Here is a 16,533-nt window from a genome sequence, read left to right on the forward strand (position 1 = left end):
CAGCCTGAGCCGGACGGGCCAGGATTAGGGCGCCTAACGCCCTACGTAAGAATAAATCGACAAGAGAGCCCGAGCGAACAAGCCTAGGGCCCCATGTCCTCCGAGTTCCTCGCCCAACCGTCCGATTCCTCCCGCCCTGCAGCTCGGCTCGGCCTTCTTCGAAAGATCGGTCCTGGCATATTGATGGCAGGCGCCGCCATTGGCGTTTCCCACATCGTGCAATCCACCCGAGCCGGGGCGACCTATGGCATGGAGCTGCTGTGGCTGGTGCTGGCGGTGAACGTGCTGAAGTATCCATTTTTTGAAGCCGGGCATCGCTACACGGTAGCGACAGGTGAATCGCTCCTGCACGGCTACCGGCGCCTGGGCCCCGCGTTTCTCTACGCTTTTATCGCGCTCAACGCCTTCACCGCGGTGATCAGCATCGCTGGGACCTGTTTCGTGACGGCGATAGTGATGCCTGAGATTCCGGGCCTGGAGGGACTGGGGCCCACCCAGATGAGCGGCGCCTTGCTGGTTTTGATCATCGCTCTGGTCAGTTTGGGGCAATACAAGTGGCTGAGCCGCATCATCAAAGTCATGATGGTGGTGCTTTTCTTCGCCACCGTGGCGGCCTTTTTCAGATCGATAGGAACAGGGGCGGAGCCTGTGGCAGGCTTTGTCCCGCCTGAGTTGTGGTCCGCGGCCTCGCTGCCGTTTCTCATCGCCTTGATGGGCTGGATGCCGGCTCCTATCGAACTGTCGGTTTGGCAATCGCTGTGGATACAAGCCTGCGAAAAGGAGAACAGCGAACGCACGGACGCTCGCGAGGCGAGGATCGACTTTCACATCGGCTACGTCATGACCACCCTGCTGGCGCTGATGTTCGTCGCTCTTGGAGCGTGGGTGATGTATGGAAGCGGGCAGGAGTACGCGGTCTCCAGCGTCGGTTTCACCCAGCAGTTCGTTTCTCTCTACACCAGCAAGCTCGGAGCGTGGACGGCTCCGATCATCTCGGCTGCGGCTTTCACCACACTGCTATCCACCACCATCACGGTGGTGGACGCCTATCCTCGATCTTTGGCGGCCGCGGCGCGTGTCGCCAAACCGTCACTACAAGGCAGTGAGCGGACGTGGCACCTCGCCATGATGATTCTCGGCTGTGTGGGCGGCTGGCTGATCATCGCCTATTCTTCGCAGAATCTCACCACTTTGATCGACCTGATCACTACCGCCGCTTTTTTGACGGCGCCGGTGTTCGCTTACCTAAACCTTCGCTTGGTTTCGTCGCGTCATCTGCCGCAGGAAAGCCGGCCGCGTGCTTGGCAGCAAGGTCTCAGCTGGCTGGGCTTCGCGTATTTGGCGGGCTTTTCGCTGCTCTTCTTTTGGTTTCGCTTCTTGAGCTGAACGGCGTCCGGCAGCGATTCATCCGCGCCAAGGGGCGCTTTTAGAGACGCTGCAGCAGTTCGGATTTCTTGCTGGAGAACTCCTCGTCGGTCAGGGCGCCCTTTTCATGTAGGCTGGCCAGGCGTTCGATCTTTTCGAAGATGTCCTCTTCCAGCGATGATTCGGTTTTGGGCGCTGGCGCTGGCGACTGGGGGCTGCCTGAAGCGTTGGGCTGGGGAGTGGCTTCCGGCTGCTCCGGCGCGGGCTGCCGAGCTGGTGTGGAGGATCCTTTTCCGTAGACGACAGGTAGTTGAGAGATGAATACGGTTCCGTATTGGCTGCTGAACGACATGGACGCGTCTCCGCTTTGCTGCTGGGAGACGCCGCCGATCTGATGGTCGAGCGTATCGTAGACGGTGACTTGCCCGTTTACTTCGATCGCCAGGCGATTGCTCTGAGGAAAGACCGCGTAGCGGATGTTGTTCTGTCCTCCGGTGGAGGAGGGGGCTCCGAGGTTCAGTTCATCTGGCCACCAGTTGCCGAAGTTGGATCCGGAGATGTAGAGGCTGTTCTGTCCGAAAGGGCTGTTGCCTTGGCTTTGCTGCTGGCTGCTGTGATGACTTGATTGAGCTTGGCGTTTTACCGGGGCGAAAACCGAGGAGCCTTGGTTGTAGAGCAGGTTCGAGAGTTCGCCGCAAAGGTTGTCGACGGTGTTTCGAAGACCGTTGTTAAACATGTCGCCCACCATGGTCATGCCGCCTTGCATCCACTGGCCACCGCCTCCGAGCTCGGGGCAGTTGAATTGAGCCATGGTTCCGCCGCCGTTGCTGACGGCGATGAGCATGTGAGTGACGGCGTCGTTGGAGAGTCCGTAGCGTTGGGCGATTTCGTTGATGGCGTTACGACCGAATTCGGTTAGGTTTTGCATAAGCGAGTTGGATAGCTGGCGGTTGGTTTGGGTTCGATGGAGAAGCGGGCGTTCGAATGAGATGCGGTCCGCGCCTTCTCTCGGTTTCCGTCAGGGCGAGGGACAGTGCCTGAGTGTCCGGCCAGATACGATGTTATTCGAAGGGTATTTGCCCTGACTTTCAGAGGTCGTTGGTGGGGAGGTGGATGCGTCGGAAGCGTCGCAAGATTGCGCCATCGCGCTACCGCTCGAGTCGAGCGATCGGAGGCATGGGATTTGCTTTTCGTCCGAATGGTCCTGTCTATCGATCGTTCGAACGTCTTTCGAATTCCTGCTCGCGCTTTGCTTTCGCTCGCGCTCACGCTGCTCTGTCAAGGCATCGCCGCTCAAAGCGAGCAGGAGCCGCAGTTTCCAGAGGAGGTCCAGATCCTCTACCACCTTCCGGTGAAAATGCGTGACGGGGTGGCGTTGGCTACCGACGTGTATCTGCCGGACGGTTCGGGCGGCCCGTTTCCCGCATTGTTCGTGCGCGACATGTATGGCAACGGAAGCCAGCCCGTTCGCCAGCGCTACGCCCGCTTGGCCACTGCGAACGGCTACGCTTTCGTGTACCAAGTCTGTCGCGGCCGTTACGATTCCGAGGGGCATTGGTACCCTTATTTCCAGGAGATCAACGATGGCGACGACGCTATCAGCTGGATCGCGAAACAGGACTGGTCCGATGGAAAGGTCGGCATGTTCGGCAGCAGCTACTTAGCGTCCGTGCAATGGCTGGCGGCCTTGAACGACAATCCCGCCTTGGTGGCGATCGCCCCCTCGGTTAGCCCGGGAAACTACTATCGGGACGTGGCGTATCCCGGCGGGGCGTTTTCGCTGCTCAGCCGCGCCAGTTGGGGAATCGGGCTCGCGGGCAGTCGCACCAACATGACGTATCCAATTTCTTGGGAAACGTCAGTCGATCACCTGCCGCTAAAGACGCTCGATCGATCGCTAGGGTTTAACATCCGGCATTTTCAGGACTGGCTCGATCATCCGAGCTACGACAGCTACTGGCGACCGCTCAACTTGGAGGAACGTGCCAGCGAAATGTCGGTGCCGGCTCTCAATATCGGCGGTTGGTACGACGCGTTTCTGCGGAGCACGATTGGTAGTTATGTGACCATGACAAAGGAGGCGAAGTCCGAACGGGCCCGCGAAAATCAGCGGCTGGTGATCGGTCCGTGGCCGCATGCCTGGAATCAGAAAACGACGACGGGAGACGTCGACTTCGGGCCGAACGCTTTGCTTGACTGGGATTCGCTGCACCTCGACTGGTTCGACGCATGGCTGAAGGGGGAAGAGTTGGAGGAGGTCGCTCCGGTGAAGATTTTCGTGATGGGCGAAAACGTATGGCGTGACGAATACGAGTGGCCGCTCGCTCGCGCGGTCTACACTCCGTACTATTTTCATGAGGATGGCACCATGGACGCTCAGCCGCCAGAGGCGGAAGCGATGCCGAGGCGCTATGCTTACGATCCATTAGATCCGGTGCCAACCCTGGGCGGAAACATCATGCGGGCTCAGGTGCGCGGTCCGCGCGATCAGCGTCCTTTGGATGGGCGGCAGGACATCGTGCGCTTTACTACCAAGGCATTCGAAGAGAGGATGGAAATCACCGGTCCGCTGACGGTTAATCTCTACGCTAGTAGTTCCGCTCCGGATACGGACTTCATGGCGAAGCTAGTGGTGGTGCGACCGGATGGATTTAGTTTCAATCTAGCTGATGGCGTTATCCGAGCCCGCTATCGCGAAGGCTTCGAGACCCCGAAATTGGTCGAGCCCGGAGCGATCCTTCATTACGAGATCGACGTCTGGGCGACGAGTTACGTGGTGCAGCCGGGAGAGCGTTTGCGGGTAGATATCACCAGCAGCAATTTCCCGCGTTTGAATCGCAATCCTAACACGGGAGCCCCCTTCGGCGAGACCACGGAGATGATTTCTGCTGAACAAATCATCTACCTCGATGCGGAGCGACCGAGCCACATCGTGCTGCCGGTGATACCGACGGAGTAGGCGAGGTGAGAGGGGTCGCCTCGGCGCGGCGACCTACAGTGGCTTTCTCAGGTCGGTCGAAGCGTTGACTCGAACGGGCGCGGCCTAGTCCAGTCGCTGCCGCAGTCGCCGGGCCACTGCGGCGGGATCGTTGTTTCTGGAAAACACCGATACCACCGCGATGCCGTCAGCTCCGGCTTGCATGATCTGAGAGGTATTGTCCTCGTGGATACCGCCGATAGCGACAATGGGCAGGTCGATGATTTTGGCGATTTCGCGAAGCCCTTCCAGTCCGAGCGCTGGGGCGGCATCGTCTTTTGAGACAGTCGGAAACACCGGTCCTACGCCGAGGTAGTCGATCGCGTTCGCATCGACCTCCGCCAGCTGTTCGCGAGCGGTGATGGATAGTCCGAGGATCTTTTCCAGGCCAAGCAGGCGTCGGGCGACGAAGGCGGGCAGATCGAGCTGTCCAAGGTGCAAGCCATCCGCGTCGACCGCCAGAGCGAGGTCGAGACGGTTGTTGATGATCAGCGGGACGCCGCGTTCGCTCAGGAGGTTTCGCAGAGCGAGAGCGGTTTCATAGAGCTCTCGGCCGCTGCCGGTTTCGGCTCGGTACTGGACCATGGTCGCGCCTCCATCGAGGGCGGCCTCCACGCCAGCCAGCAGACCATTTGGGTAGCGATCTGGAAAATCGGTGACGAGGTAGAGGCGGAGCAGCTGCCGATTCATGAGAGCTTCGCCCGCTTGGCGATGACCTCCGGGGTGAGTTCGTCGAGGGCGTCGAGGAAAGCGATCTGAAAAGAGCCGGGGCGCTCGGCGCGTTCGGCGGCGATTTCGCCTGCGATGGCTACGATGAGGGCGGCGGCGATGGCGGCATCGAAAGGAGAATCGGCGCAGGCTAGGCAGGCCGCGGCGATGGCGCCTTGGGCGCAGCCTATGCCGGTGACGCGGGTGAGCAACGGGTGCCCGTTCGAACAGGCGATGCGCTGGTTTTTATCGACCGCGCAGTCGACTGGACCTGTCGCCAGGACAGCCCCGCCGGTTTTGGAGATCAGGCTGACCGCCGCTTCGATGGCGGCTTCGGAGCTGTCGCCGCTATCGGTGCCGCGTCCTTGGGATTTTCGACCGCTCAGGGCGATGATTTCGGAGGCGTTTCCTCGTATGAGGGTTGGCTTCTGGCTGAGCAGTCCTTGGGCGAACTGGGTGCGCACGGACAGGGGACCGACCGCCACGGGATCAAGGGCCCAGGGCGTGCCGGCTTTGTTGGCCGCGACCACCGCTTCCTGCATGCTGCTCGCTTGAAACGTGTCCAGCGTGCCGACATTGATCAGCAAGGCGCTGGCGATGGAGGCGAACTCGCTGGCCTCCACGGGATCCTCGACCATGGCGGGCGCGGCTCCCAGGGCGAGCAGCGCGTTGGCGGTGACGTTCTTGACCACGCTATTGGTAAGGCAATGCACTAGAGGGCTTTGGCTTTTGATGCGCTCCAGCGTTCGTCCGGCTCTTTCTATGGTATCCGACATGGCGGTAGGGACTGAGGGGGTGTGGGAAGTTTTTGCTTTGATTCACTCCGCTTAGGCAAACGGCTAGCCATGGGCAACGCTGGTTTGCGCGTTTTTAGGGAAGCGGGAGGAGAGAGGCGCGTTCCGCGGGCACGTGAGGAACGCGGGTGCGCGGCAGCGGGAGAGTGGCCGCCATGACGGCGGCCGCTACTGTGGGAATCGCGTTCTGAGATCGCGATTTCGCGGCTTAGAGGCTGTGGGCTCTTGGGCGGCGATTGCGTCGCGTGGGACGGGCGGGGGCGGCCTGGCTTGCGCTGGAGGTGGCGTTTTGCGGCTTGCCGTGAGGCTCGCTGCGCGGTCCGCTGGAGGCCGGTTTGCTGCCGCGTGGACGTCTGCTGCGACGTCGTTTGTTGGCGCCGCCGCCTGCTTGCTCGCCGCCTTGGCCGGCCGGCTGCCCGCGGTTGGGCTTGGGGCGCGGGTGGTTGCTTTGCTGGGTCTTCTTGGGCTTGGGCGGATTGGCGATGCGGTGCACTTGCTTTCCAATGACGCCTTTGGGGCTGAGCTCGCGCAGGGAGATTTCTCGCTTGAGCAGTCTCTCGATGTCCACGAGGTAGGCTTCCTCCTCGCTGGAGACGAGGGAAATGGCGGTGCCCTGCTTGCCGGCCCGACCGGTGCGGCCGATGCGGTGCACGTAGTCTTCGGGAACGTTGGGCAGCTCGTAGTTGACCACGTGCGGCAGGTTGACGATGTCGATGCCACGGGCGGCGATGTCGGTGGCGACCAGCACGCGAATGTAGTTGGTCTTGAAGTCTTCCAGAGCCCGCTCGCGAGCTGATTGGCTCTTGTTTCCGTGGATGGCGGCGGCGGTGATGCCGTCGGATTCGAGCTGTTTGGCCAAGCGGTTGGCCCCGTGCTTGGTGCGGGTGAAGACCAGGGTCTGCTGCCAGTCGCCGTCTTTGATGAGGGCGGCGAGGGCGGAGCGCTTGTTTTTCTGTCCCACGGAGTAGGCCTCCTGGTGGACCTGATCGGCGGTGGAGTTGCGCGGGGCGACTTCCACTTCGACCGGATTGCGCAGGATGGAATCGGCCAGCTTCTTCACTTCCGCGGCGTAGGTGGCGGAGAAGAAGAGGTTTTGCCGCTCGGTTGGCAGGAGCTTGAGGATCTTGCGGATATCGTGGATGAAGCCCATGTCGAGCATGCGGTCGGCTTCGTCGAGGACCAAGGTTTCGACGGCGCCGAGCTGGGCTTCGCCGCGCTGGCAAAGGTCGAGCAGGCGGCCGGGCGTGGCCACGAGGATGTCGATGCCACGGCGCAGGGCGGTTATCTGCGGGTTGATGTTCACCCCGCCGAAGAAGCAGCCCGAGCGCAGGTTGAGCTGGTTGCCGTAGTCGAGGATGCTCTGGTGCACCTGAGCGGCCAGCTCGCGAGTGGGAGCGAGCACCAGGGCCCGTGGGCGTTTGTGCTTGAAGCTGTCCTGGGAGAGTCGGTGCAGCAGCGGGAGGCTGAAGGCGGCGGTCTTGCCGGTGCCGGTCTGGGCGCCGCCGAGCACGTCGTGTCCGGCGAGGATGGCAGGGATGGCTTTGGCCTGGATTGGGGAGGGTGTGGTGTAGCCTTTGGCGGCGACAGCGTCAGCGATTTCCGGGCGTAGCCCGAGCGTTGCGAATGGCATGTAATAGTTGAGTGAGACGGCCATGGCCAAACGCGATCCGCGTCGGCTCCGATCTGATGACAGTCTGGCCCTGTTGGGCCGATTGTGTCGCGACGGCGGAAAGAGGTTCCGCTTTTGCCGCGCGGCGATCGCCGATCAGAAGGCGCTCGCGGATTGAAAAGCCAGTAGAGCTGGGGGAAAAGGGGGCCGGCGTCTAGCAAAATCTGAGTCGAGGGGGATCGGCGCAAGGCTTCGGGGACGTTTGCGAGGCGCCGCGAGGCTGCTGAAAGGCGCGGAGCTTACGTACTTCTTAGCTTTAGCCGTGCAAGGGTTGGGCTGGGGTTGCAGGCTGTTGCCATGTCTATCCACTCTTGCCTACAGAAGTTGGGGCGCAGCGTGTTGCTGGCGTCGGTGTTTTTGGTTTCGAACGCGTTCGCGGGCCATGTTTACAATCTGACGCATTCGGATTCCGAAGGAGGCGGCGAGGCGGAGAGCGCCACGATTCTCGTCGACGGGGCGAAGGTCAAGATGTCTGGCCTGGACGAGGACAGCGAAGTGATTTTCGACGGTTCGAGCAATACGTTGATCATGGTCAACCACGCGGAGAAGTCCTACTTGAAGATGGACAAGGAATCGATCGAGGAGCTCTCCGCGAAGCTTTCCCAAGCCATGGAGGAGATGGAGCGGCAGCTGGCGAACGTGCCTCCGGCTCAGCGCAAGATGATGGAGCGCATGATGAAGGGCAAAATGCCTGCCATGGACGAACCTGAGATCGAGACGACGGTTAATCGTACGGGAGAAACGGATACAGTGGCAGGGTACGAGGCCGAGAAGGTCGAGGTGAGCTCCACGGACGGCTCGTCGCAGGAGCTTTGGGTGGTCCCTTGGTCGAAGCTTGGCGGGGCGGAGGATATTTCGCAGGCCTTCACGGGTATGTCCTCGCTGTTCGACGACTTGATGGGAGCGCTCTCTCAGGGGCCGATGGCGGGGTTTGTGGACGGAAAGCTGAAGTCCGGTTGGCTCGGCAAGCTCCAGAGTCTGGAAGGGTTTCCGGTGATGGCGAAGGTCTACGACCAAGCGGGCGAGCTGGTTTCCGAGACGCTGTTGTCCGACATCGAAGAAAGGGCCATCGCTGGATCGGAGTTCAAGGCTCCCAAAGGCTACAAGATGCAGAAGATGAAGATGTAGGCGGCCGAGCGAGCCGCGGGCGGTGGTTCGCGCTCAGCTAACTACAGACTGGAAACATCTTGGACGCTTGCGCTTTGGGCTGTCGGAGGTCCTCCCTGTGCCTGAAATCGGCGCTGAAATGGCGTCGTTTCAAGGCTGCTTTCGCAGGAGGATGACCCAATCGCCCGCGCCCTTTCGATGCGGCTTTTCGCCCAGCGAGCGCAGACCTGGGCCGGAGACCTCCGTCAGCGAGCCTTGCGTCAAGGAGCCTCCGTTTTCCGGGTCGTACCAGTCGATACGGTAGGCGTTGGCATCGTCGCCAAGTTCGATGGTCGCGTTGTCGCCGGTGGGCGTATAGACGAGGTAGGTTTCCCCGACAAGGGCCAAGCAGTAGTCGTGGGGATCGGGGGTCAGGTGGTCGGCTGGCTCCATGTTCCAGAAGGGAACATGCTCGCGAAAGAACTCGAGCGCGTGGTCGGTTTGTCGCCACATTTCTGCTCGGGAGCGCCAGTCCTCGGTGTCGAGGTCGTTGCCTTTCTGGTGGGCTCCGAAGTACCACTCCACGCCGGCTGCTCCAGCCATGAGGCTGCCCCAGAGAACGTGGCGGCGAAGGGTGTCATGCCCCGGATCGTCGACGTCGGCAGGCACGCCGACCTGCCAGGGGCCGATTTCGTCCATGGAGATGAGCCAGCGGTGTCCGGCTTCGCGTGAGCGCTGTATCCACTTTATGGTTTCGGAATGGACTTGCAGCGGATCGTCGACTTGAAAGGAGAGCCCATCGAGCGGCTGGAATCCGAGGAGAGGCGGGAGAAGCTCGTCCTTGACCGAGTGGTGGGCGTGGGTGTGGATGACGACGGGGTTTCTATAGGGATCGGCCGCTTTGAGGTAGCTGGCCATGGCCAGCTGCTGGGCGGAGGTCTGCCCATGCGGGGAGAAGTCGGCAGGCCCGTTTTCTTCGCCTAGATTCCAGACCACGGCGTTGTGGTGAGCGAAACGGGATACGAGTTCCTTGTAATAGAGTTTTCGATACGTTCCCGTTTCGCCATCGTCGAGCAAGCGTTCGTTTTCGGTTTCTTGGGTGACGAGATGGAGCAGGATGCCTTTCGACTGGGCGTGGCGGAAGACGATTTCCCATTGGGCGAGTTTCGAGCAGTCGAAACGGTCGAAGGTCTGATGGTCGAGGTAGGGCCAGACGTCCTTCCCGTCGCCCCCGATGTTCATGGTCAGCATATAGACGGCGTTCATGCCGGTGGAGGCCAGGTAGTTGAGGGCGCCGATGATGCCCTTGCCGTTTCCGTCTTTCCAGGTGGGATCGCCCGCTTGCCAGTCCTGCAGGTGTGGCTGGTAGCGGTGAAGGGAGGCGGTCGGTTGGGACTCGCCCTCGCGATGCTCGTCGCTGTGGCGGTAGGTACCGTCGAAGTCGACGTAGGCGAGGAAGTTCTCCGGGCTGTCGGCTCCGCCTTTGAGGAAGTAGCGGTGGTTGCCCCGGTGCTGAAAATAGCCGGTTTCGCGCTCGACCGTGAGTCGTCCATAGCGAGTGAAGTCGCTGAGGTGATGGGGATTTTCGGAGGCGGGCAGGACGTCGAACGCCCCGCTGGGGGAGTCGAGGGCAAGGGGCGATCCTTCTTCGGGGTCGTCGCTGATGGCGATAAGCGGCCCTGTTCGGAGAGAAGCGTTGTAGGTCCAGCGGCCTGGTAGGTCGGGAGTGAAGTGAAGCAGCCAGACGTTTCCCATTTCAGCGGAGGTGTGGGCGGCGTTTCCGTCGGCGGCGTAGAATCCTCGTACGGTGAGGTCTCGTCCGGTACGTTGGTGAGTGAAGGTGGCGAGGAGCCGGGTGCTGGTGAAGGGGTTTGGCTCGGCGGTCTCAGAGGTTTGCGGGCCTTCGAAGCGAAGCGTGATGGGCTGCCACTGGAATGAAGCCGAATCGGCTGCCTGGGAGAGGGCGCAGACGAGCAGGGCGAACAGGGCGACGGCGGATGAAGCGCGGCGAGGGGAGCGTATTAGGGGCATGCTTGGGAGCATGGCGGAGAAAGGGCCTTCTGTGAAGGGAAAGCGGCTTATTGGCGGGAGAGCGAGACATTTCATCATGGCGAAACTTGCAGCTTAGCGTTACAATCCGCTGTCCGGCGGGCGGCCGGACAGGACACGGGTGGCGAGGATGGTGGATCCGTTTTTGTTGTTTCAATCCGTTGTCCGGCGGGAGGCCGGACAGGACGCGTATACACGGCGGTGATTCGAGCGTTTAGAAGTTTCAATCCGCTGTCCGGCGGGAGGCCGGACAGGACAGTTTCCCTTGCCCTGACCGGCGAACATGCCCTTGTTTCAATCCGCTGTCCGGCGGGAGGCCGGACAGGACGTGGAGGCCTCGGGCTCGACCGGAGACACGCAGGAGTTTCAATCCGCTGTCCGGCGGGAGGCCGGACAGGACGGTAGGAGTGGGAGAATACAATCGGCGTTTTCCGGTTTCAATCCGCTGTCCGGCGGGAGGCCGGACAGGACGGTGTGAGGTGAATGGAAATGCCTACGACGAAAAGTTTCAATCCGCTGTCCGGCGGGAGGCCGGACAGGACACGGTGCCGCCGCTTGAAAGCGGAACCTCCACTTTGTTTCAATCCGCTGTCCGGCGGGAGGCCGGACAGGACTGGTTTCGACGTTCAGGGTGGAGCCCTATCCATAGTTTCAATCCGCTGTCCGGCGGGAGGCCGGACAGGACCTGAAGCGCTTGTTCCGGTCGTCCATGACCTCATGTTTCAATCCGCTGTCCGGCGGGAGGCCGGACAGGACCCCGTGTTCTCGATGGTGGCGCTGTGATTGTCGGTTTCAATCCGCTGTCCGGCGGGAGGCCGGACAGGACGAGCGAGCTAGGAGAATTCGCCCCGGCAATCGTGTTTCAATCCGCTGTCCGGCGGGAGGCCGGACAGGACTAGTTCCCTCCAAGTGGCTAACAACTCCTCCTAGGTTTCAATCCGCTGTCCGGCGGGAGGCCGGACAGGACGTTTTATCCTGCGAAATGCTTCCCATAGCGTATGTTTCAATCCGCTGTCCGGCGGGAGGCCGGACAGGACACTGTGGCCGAGCTCATCCGCCGCTGCCTGCGCTGGTTTCAATCCGCTGTCCGGCGGGAGGCCGGACAGGACCCCAAGACATTAAGGAAATCGAGCAGCTAGAGTTGGTTTCAATCCGCTGTCCGGCGGGAGGCCGGACAGGACCAAGGTGCTAGAAGGCTTCGCCGAAATGATAGCAGTTTCAATCCGCTGTCCGGCGGGAGGCCGGACAGGACCGTCGACAAACGCACGACCGCCTTCGAGTTTCCGGTTTCAATCCGCTGTCCGGCGGGAGGCCGGACAGGACTGCAACGCCGCAGTCTACACGCCCGCATGTGGAGTCGTTTCAATCCGCTGTCCGGCGGGAGGCCGGACAGGACTCAATGCCGCCGGCCAGCTCGACAACAACCTCATCGTTTCAATCCGCTGTCCGGCGGGAGGCCGGACAGGACAAGGCTACATCGACTATTGCGATGCGAGACAATGGTTTCAATCCGCTGTCCGGCGGGAGGCCGGACAGGACCCACACCACCGAGGCCATACATCTCGCCATCGAAGTTTCAATCCGCTGTCCGGCGGGAGGCCGGACAGGACTCGCTCCGGTGCTTGGAGTTGTGGCCGCCGTTGTTGTTTCAATCCGCTGTCCGGCGGGAGGCCGGACAGGACCGTTACGTGGGAGGAAATCGCCCGCGTGGGAAAAGTTTCAATCCGCTGTCCGGCGGGAGGCCGGACAGGACGCATCTCGATATCGAGATAGGCGACCGCTTGAGAGTTTCAATCCGCTGTCCGGCGGGAGGCCGGACAGGACACGGGTGGCGAGGATGGTGGATCCGTTTTTGTTGTTTCAATCCGCTGTCCGGCGGGAGGCCGGACAGGACGCGTGGGAGAGCTCGGGCGGCGACCTGGCATTCGTTGTTTCAATCCGCTGTCCGGCGGGAGGCCGGACAGGACTCTCCCTCGAAAAGGCCACCGTGAAGGACCACGGTTTCAATCCGCTGTCCGGCGGGAGGCCGGACAGGACAGGGATCTTGTTGTAGAGGGCGATGATCCCGTTGTTTCAATCCGCTGTCCGGCGGGAGGCCGGACAGGACAGGCTGGTCGCGGGAGCGGTGGGGGCTGCGGTGGAGTTTCAATCCGCTGTCCGGCGGGAGGCCGGACAGGACCACCGAATTGTGAGACCTGTCAAGGGCGCCAAAGGTTTCAATCCGCTGTCCGGCGGGAGGCCGGACAGGACTGGTTCGGTGATAAACAGGACGACAAAACGCATGTTTCAATCCGCTGTCCGGCGGGAGGCCGGACAGGACGGCCGAGCCGCGGTGGTCGATGCTTTCCCACACGTGTTTCAATCCGCTGTCCGGCGGGAGGCCGGACAGGACATCGATTCCAGCGGGTGCAAGGTTGGTTATGCTCCTGTTTCAATCCGCTGTCCGGCGGGAGGCCGGACAGGACTCGTCGTCGACTCCAATACGAAGGGAGCAGATAAGTTTCAATCCGCTGTCCGGCGGGAGGCCGGACAGGACTGGCGCCGGTGCGGGCATCGTTTTCGGCGAGCGAGTTTCAATCCGCTGTCCGGCGGGAGGCCGGACAGGACGGCTCTCGTGTAGCTCCGATCGGCGGATTCGCGAGTTTCAATCCGCTGTCCGGCGGGAGGCCGGACAGGACGTAGTCCCCTGATTCAGGGTTGTTGGGTGGGCTATCGTTTCAATCCGCTGTCCGGCGGGAGGCCGGACAGGACGCTTCGCGGGTAGGTCGCTACCAGCGAGGCGGTTAGGGATGCAGTTTCGCGAAGTGTCGGACGAACGCAATTATGAAGCTGTCAAAGAACGAAGCAGAACTATTAATCCTATGCTTATCAGTAGATTAGGATTTCTGCGAAAGAGTGCGATTTGAAGCGACGCTTACGGTTCGCGAGAGCTTCATATCATGAGCGTGTCTTCCGAGACATCTATCGGAAGGTTTGTACCGATATGTTCGATACGGGCTTTCATGGCTTGATCTATCAAGTAGAAGCGGAGGGAATCTTTGTTTTTGTCTATCACGTCGGCGAGTTTTATCTTCATTTCCGCGAGTTCCTTGTTTCCGACTTGGCACTCGAATACGGATTTCTGGACGCGGATTCCGTAGGATTCGCAGATTTTGGCGACGCGTCGGAGTCGTCTTGCGCCGGGCTTGGGATCAACGGTGCTGACATCGTAGGTGACGATTACGAGCATGTTTACGTGTAGAGGTAGGGGGTGTAAGTGTGGACTTCTTCGCGGATCGTTTTGGCCATGAGTCGGGCTTGAATCAGAGGCAGTTGAGCGAATCGGACCTTTTGTTTGAGCAAAGTATGCTTGGTTTCCTGTTTCTTGCGGGTTTGCCAGCTTTGCACCACTTGTTTGCGGCCTTTTGAAGAAATCTCCCAAGAGCCGCCTTCTCGTTCGACTAAGTCGCTTTTGCTTATTTCACCGCGATTGAGAATCGTGATGATCATGCGTTCAGCCCACGGGCGGAACTCTTCCATGAGATCGAGGGCGAGGGATTCGCGCGCCGGTCGGTCGGCATGTAGGAAGCCGAGGAAAGGATCAAGGCCAACGGCGCTAAGAGCTGCAATGCAGTCGTGTCGGAGCAGAGCGTAGGCATAGGATAGCAGCGCATTGACGGGATCGCGCGGTGGGCGACGGTTGCGCCCTTTCATGTGGAATCTCTCTCGAACGTTTGGTTTGAGATGAAGTGGCCAAACGTCGAACGCGATGGCGGCGGCACGGCCTTCGGTGCCGCGTAGCGCGTCTAGCGATTCTGCGCATTGCGTTTCCCTCAGCAGGTGGGCCATGGCGTCGGCGGCATCGCCGAGCGAGCGTGATTCAGTATTTGTTTGCTCCCGAGCGCTGCGGCGGAGTAGCCAGCGAGTATTCTGTATCTTACCGGCAACTACATTTTGAGCGATAGCGAGGGCGTGCTCCGGGCTGGAGCTTTTTTTAAACTGATGACGTTTCAGGACGACCGAACTGTTGGGGATGCCTTCAACACGGGCCTCGAAGTGGCCGTTTTCAGATAAGAAGGATATGGATACATTGTTCTGCCAGCATAGGCGCATGGCAGAAGGGGAAACGGAGCTGTGTCCGAATATGCATACGGATTCGAGGTTGTGGATGGGGACTGAAAGGCGTGTTTCTTTATTCTCTTTGATCCGAAGGCTTAGGTGGTCTCGGTGGAGGTAGAGACCTTGTGTCATGAGGTAGAGGGTGTTTTTGATGACTTGAGCCACGGTGTTCAGCTTGGTAGAAGGATGGGGACGCTATTGGTGAAGCTCTGGATCGAACAGCGCTCTGTGAAGCTTCTTTATGTGGTGTAGGCTACGATCTGTTTCGGGAAAGCAATACTCGTGGAGAGAGCAACCGTCACACTGAGGCTTGAGAACGGGAAGAGGGATTAGAGACCGCTCTAGTTGTTCTCGAATCGAAGCGATTGATTCAAGGACGAGTCGCCTAAGCTCGCTGGTAAAGGAGACGTTCTCGCGGGTTTGAGACTGAGCGTAAAATATCGCGCCTTCGGATATCTCGCAGGCAAACATTTCTTCAAGGCAGATTGCCTGGGCGCAAAGCTGGGCTTCGTTGTTGGACCAGCGCCGTTTGGGGCCTTTCTTGTATTCGACGGGGCGATACGATTTTGTTCCGTCGTCATTTGTCGATTCCTCCACGAGATCCGCTTTTCCGCTGAGTTGATAGTTGTCACTGAACAGCGGCAAGGCACGCAGCAATCTGGTGCCTCGTCGCGTTTCGAAACCCGGAAAATCGACGTGCTCGTGAGCTGCAGTGCCGGTGAGCGTGTGCTCGTTCTCGGAGAAGACTCGCTCTACATGAATCAGAGCCGCCCTCCGCGGGCAGTAGAGGAAATGGTTGATCGCGGAGAGCGGGACGGTTGTCATACGTTTAGAGAGCTTCCAGTAGTTCCTTTAGAACCTCGACATTTTGCGGGACCTCGTCCGTGGAGAACTCGACTTTGTAATCGTTGTAGCTGCGAGGAATCCCGCCGTTGGCTTGGCAAGCGTCGCTGAGTTCGATTTTCAACAGATCGAAAAGCTTGTGTGCGGGGGCGTTGCCGAGCTTCGACTGATGCTTGAAGACGATGAGCTTGCGAGGTGTCATCATGCCACGAGACGCCGAGCGATCGTGGTCAAACATGCCGAGCAGCGCTTGCCATAGCAGTTCTAGATCATCTTCGCCGAAACCGGTGCTTTGAGCCTCATGGGCGGAAACGAAACCATGCGCCATGTAGAGGCCGTAGGGTACGATTGACTTACGTCCGATGGTGCCGGTGATGTTGCCATCCTTTTTGATCTGCTCTTCCGCATCCTTTTGAGTTGTGACGGACTTGCGGGTGATGGTGACTTCCTGCTGGAAGATCCTGTCGAGAGACCGAGCGAACGTTAGCTGGACGGGACCACGTACCTGGCCGCAGTTGTTCTCTTTCATGCTCATGACGGCTCCGAAGGTGCGAACATCCCAGAAATTGTCGCACATCCATTTGCGGGCTTTGACCTGGTCCTCGTATTTCTTGTCGGAGGATTTCGCTCCGATTTCCGAATACGCTTTTTCGTGGATGGTGTTGAGTACACGTTTCTCTGGCCCGCCTTTTGTTTGAAAATAGATTTCGTATCCAGGTTCTGATGACGATTCGTTCTTTGCTTTGGCGATGGTGACGTAGTCTCGGATCTTACGTTTGATGGCTCCATCGGTGACCAGCCCGCGGTAGGTTTCGGGGTCGACCCGGGGAAGATTGCCTGCGTCGGGATCGCCATTGGGGTTACCGTCTTGGACGTCGAATAGGTAGATAAAATCGAAGCGATTGGTGATGGTTTGGCTCATGGATTTGTGAGGATTAGAGGGT

At 60.0% G+C, this 16,533-nt stretch carries 12 protein-coding genes and 1 CRISPR repeat array; of the genes, 3 read left to right on the forward strand and 9 right to left on the reverse strand.

All coding sequences use genetic code 11. The annotated features are described in order from the left end of the window. The first annotated feature begins 93 nt into the window (after positions 1 to 93). Complete coding sequence (locus QEH54_RS01895) at positions 94 to 1,386, forward strand: Nramp family divalent metal transporter (RefSeq protein ID WP_309016919.1); 1,293 nt, start codon at positions 94 to 96, stop codon at positions 1,384 to 1,386. A gap of 40 nt (positions 1,387 to 1,426) precedes the next feature. On the opposite strand, the gene QEH54_RS01900 is transcribed toward QEH54_RS01895, so the two are convergent. After that, positions 1,427 to 2,293, reverse strand: a complete 867-nt coding sequence (locus tag QEH54_RS01900) for an SHOCT domain-containing protein (protein WP_309016920.1) — start codon at positions 2,291 to 2,293, stop codon at positions 1,427 to 1,429. Between the two features lie 270 nt (positions 2,294 to 2,563). On the opposite strand from QEH54_RS01900, the gene QEH54_RS01905 reads away from it, so the two are divergent. Continuing rightward, on the forward strand, positions 2,564 to 4,324 hold the full coding sequence (locus QEH54_RS01905) for a CocE/NonD family hydrolase (protein ID WP_309016921.1): 1,761 nt from the start codon (positions 2,564 to 2,566) through the stop codon (positions 4,322 to 4,324). Between the two features lie 84 nt (positions 4,325 to 4,408). On the opposite strand, the gene thiE is transcribed toward QEH54_RS01905, so the two are convergent. From thiE to QEH54_RS01920, 3 genes are all read right to left on the reverse strand, one after another. Then, positions 4,409 to 5,032 (reverse strand): thiamine phosphate synthase, encoded by a 624-nt coding sequence (gene thiE, locus QEH54_RS01910; RefSeq protein WP_309016922.1) that lies wholly within the window; start codon positions 5,030 to 5,032, stop codon positions 4,409 to 4,411. Further along, the gene (gene thiM / locus QEH54_RS01915; RefSeq protein ID WP_309016923.1) at positions 5,029 to 5,826 is read right to left on the reverse strand and encodes a hydroxyethylthiazole kinase; all 798 of its coding nucleotides are present in this window, start codon (positions 5,824 to 5,826) and stop codon (positions 5,029 to 5,031) included. The genes thiE and thiM overlap by 4 nt, the downstream gene beginning before the upstream one ends. A 226-nt stretch (positions 5,827 to 6,052) precedes the next feature. Further along, positions 6,053 to 7,474: a DEAD/DEAH box helicase gene (locus QEH54_RS01920; protein ID WP_309016924.1), complete on the reverse strand. Its 1,422-nt coding sequence runs from the start codon at positions 7,472 to 7,474 to the stop codon at positions 6,053 to 6,055. 336 nt (positions 7,475 to 7,810) lie between these two features. Between QEH54_RS01920 and QEH54_RS01925 the strand changes: the two genes are divergently transcribed. Further along, positions 7,811 to 8,641, forward strand: coding sequence for a DUF4412 domain-containing protein (locus QEH54_RS01925; protein ID WP_309016925.1), 831 nt, complete (start codon positions 7,811 to 7,813; stop codon positions 8,639 to 8,641). A 129-nt stretch (positions 8,642 to 8,770) separates the two neighbouring features. On the opposite strand, the gene QEH54_RS01930 is transcribed toward QEH54_RS01925, so the two are convergent. The 5 genes from QEH54_RS01930 to cas7c all read right to left on the reverse strand — a co-directional run bounded on the left by QEH54_RS01930 (position 8,771) and on the right by cas7c (position 16,511). Further along, a complete protein-coding gene (locus QEH54_RS01930) occupies positions 8,771 to 10,630 on the reverse strand; it encodes a DUF5060 domain-containing protein (RefSeq protein WP_309016926.1) in 1,860 nt (619 codons plus the stop codon). A gap of 98 nt (positions 10,631 to 10,728) precedes the next feature. Beyond that, a CRISPR array of direct repeats spans positions 10,729 to 13,399; the repeat unit is 37 nt; unit sequence GTTTCAATCCGCTGTCCGGCGGGAGGCCGGACAGGAC. A gap of 181 nt (positions 13,400 to 13,580) precedes the next feature. After that, on the reverse strand, positions 13,581 to 13,877 hold the full coding sequence (gene cas2 / locus QEH54_RS01935; protein WP_309016927.1) for a CRISPR-associated endonuclease Cas2: 297 nt from the start codon (positions 13,875 to 13,877) through the stop codon (positions 13,581 to 13,583). A gap of 2 nt (positions 13,878 to 13,879) precedes the next feature. After that, on the reverse strand, positions 13,880 to 14,911 hold the full coding sequence (cas1c, locus tag QEH54_RS01940) for a type I-C CRISPR-associated endonuclease Cas1c (RefSeq protein ID WP_309016928.1): 1,032 nt from the start codon (positions 14,909 to 14,911) through the stop codon (positions 13,880 to 13,882). Between the two features lie 30 nt (positions 14,912 to 14,941). After that, complete coding sequence (cas4, locus tag QEH54_RS01945) at positions 14,942 to 15,571, reverse strand: CRISPR-associated protein Cas4 (RefSeq protein ID WP_309016929.1); 630 nt, start codon at positions 15,569 to 15,571, stop codon at positions 14,942 to 14,944. 4 nt (positions 15,572 to 15,575) lie between these two features. Continuing rightward, a complete protein-coding gene (gene cas7c / locus QEH54_RS01950; protein ID WP_309016930.1) occupies positions 15,576 to 16,511 on the reverse strand; it encodes a type I-C CRISPR-associated protein Cas7/Csd2 in 936 nt (311 codons plus the stop codon). Between the last annotated feature and the right edge of the window lie 22 nt (positions 16,512 to 16,533).

It is taken from the genome of Pelagicoccus sp. SDUM812003 (genome assembly GCF_031127815.1).
Lineage (GTDB): Bacteria > Verrucomicrobiota > Verrucomicrobiia > Opitutales > Opitutaceae > Pelagicoccus.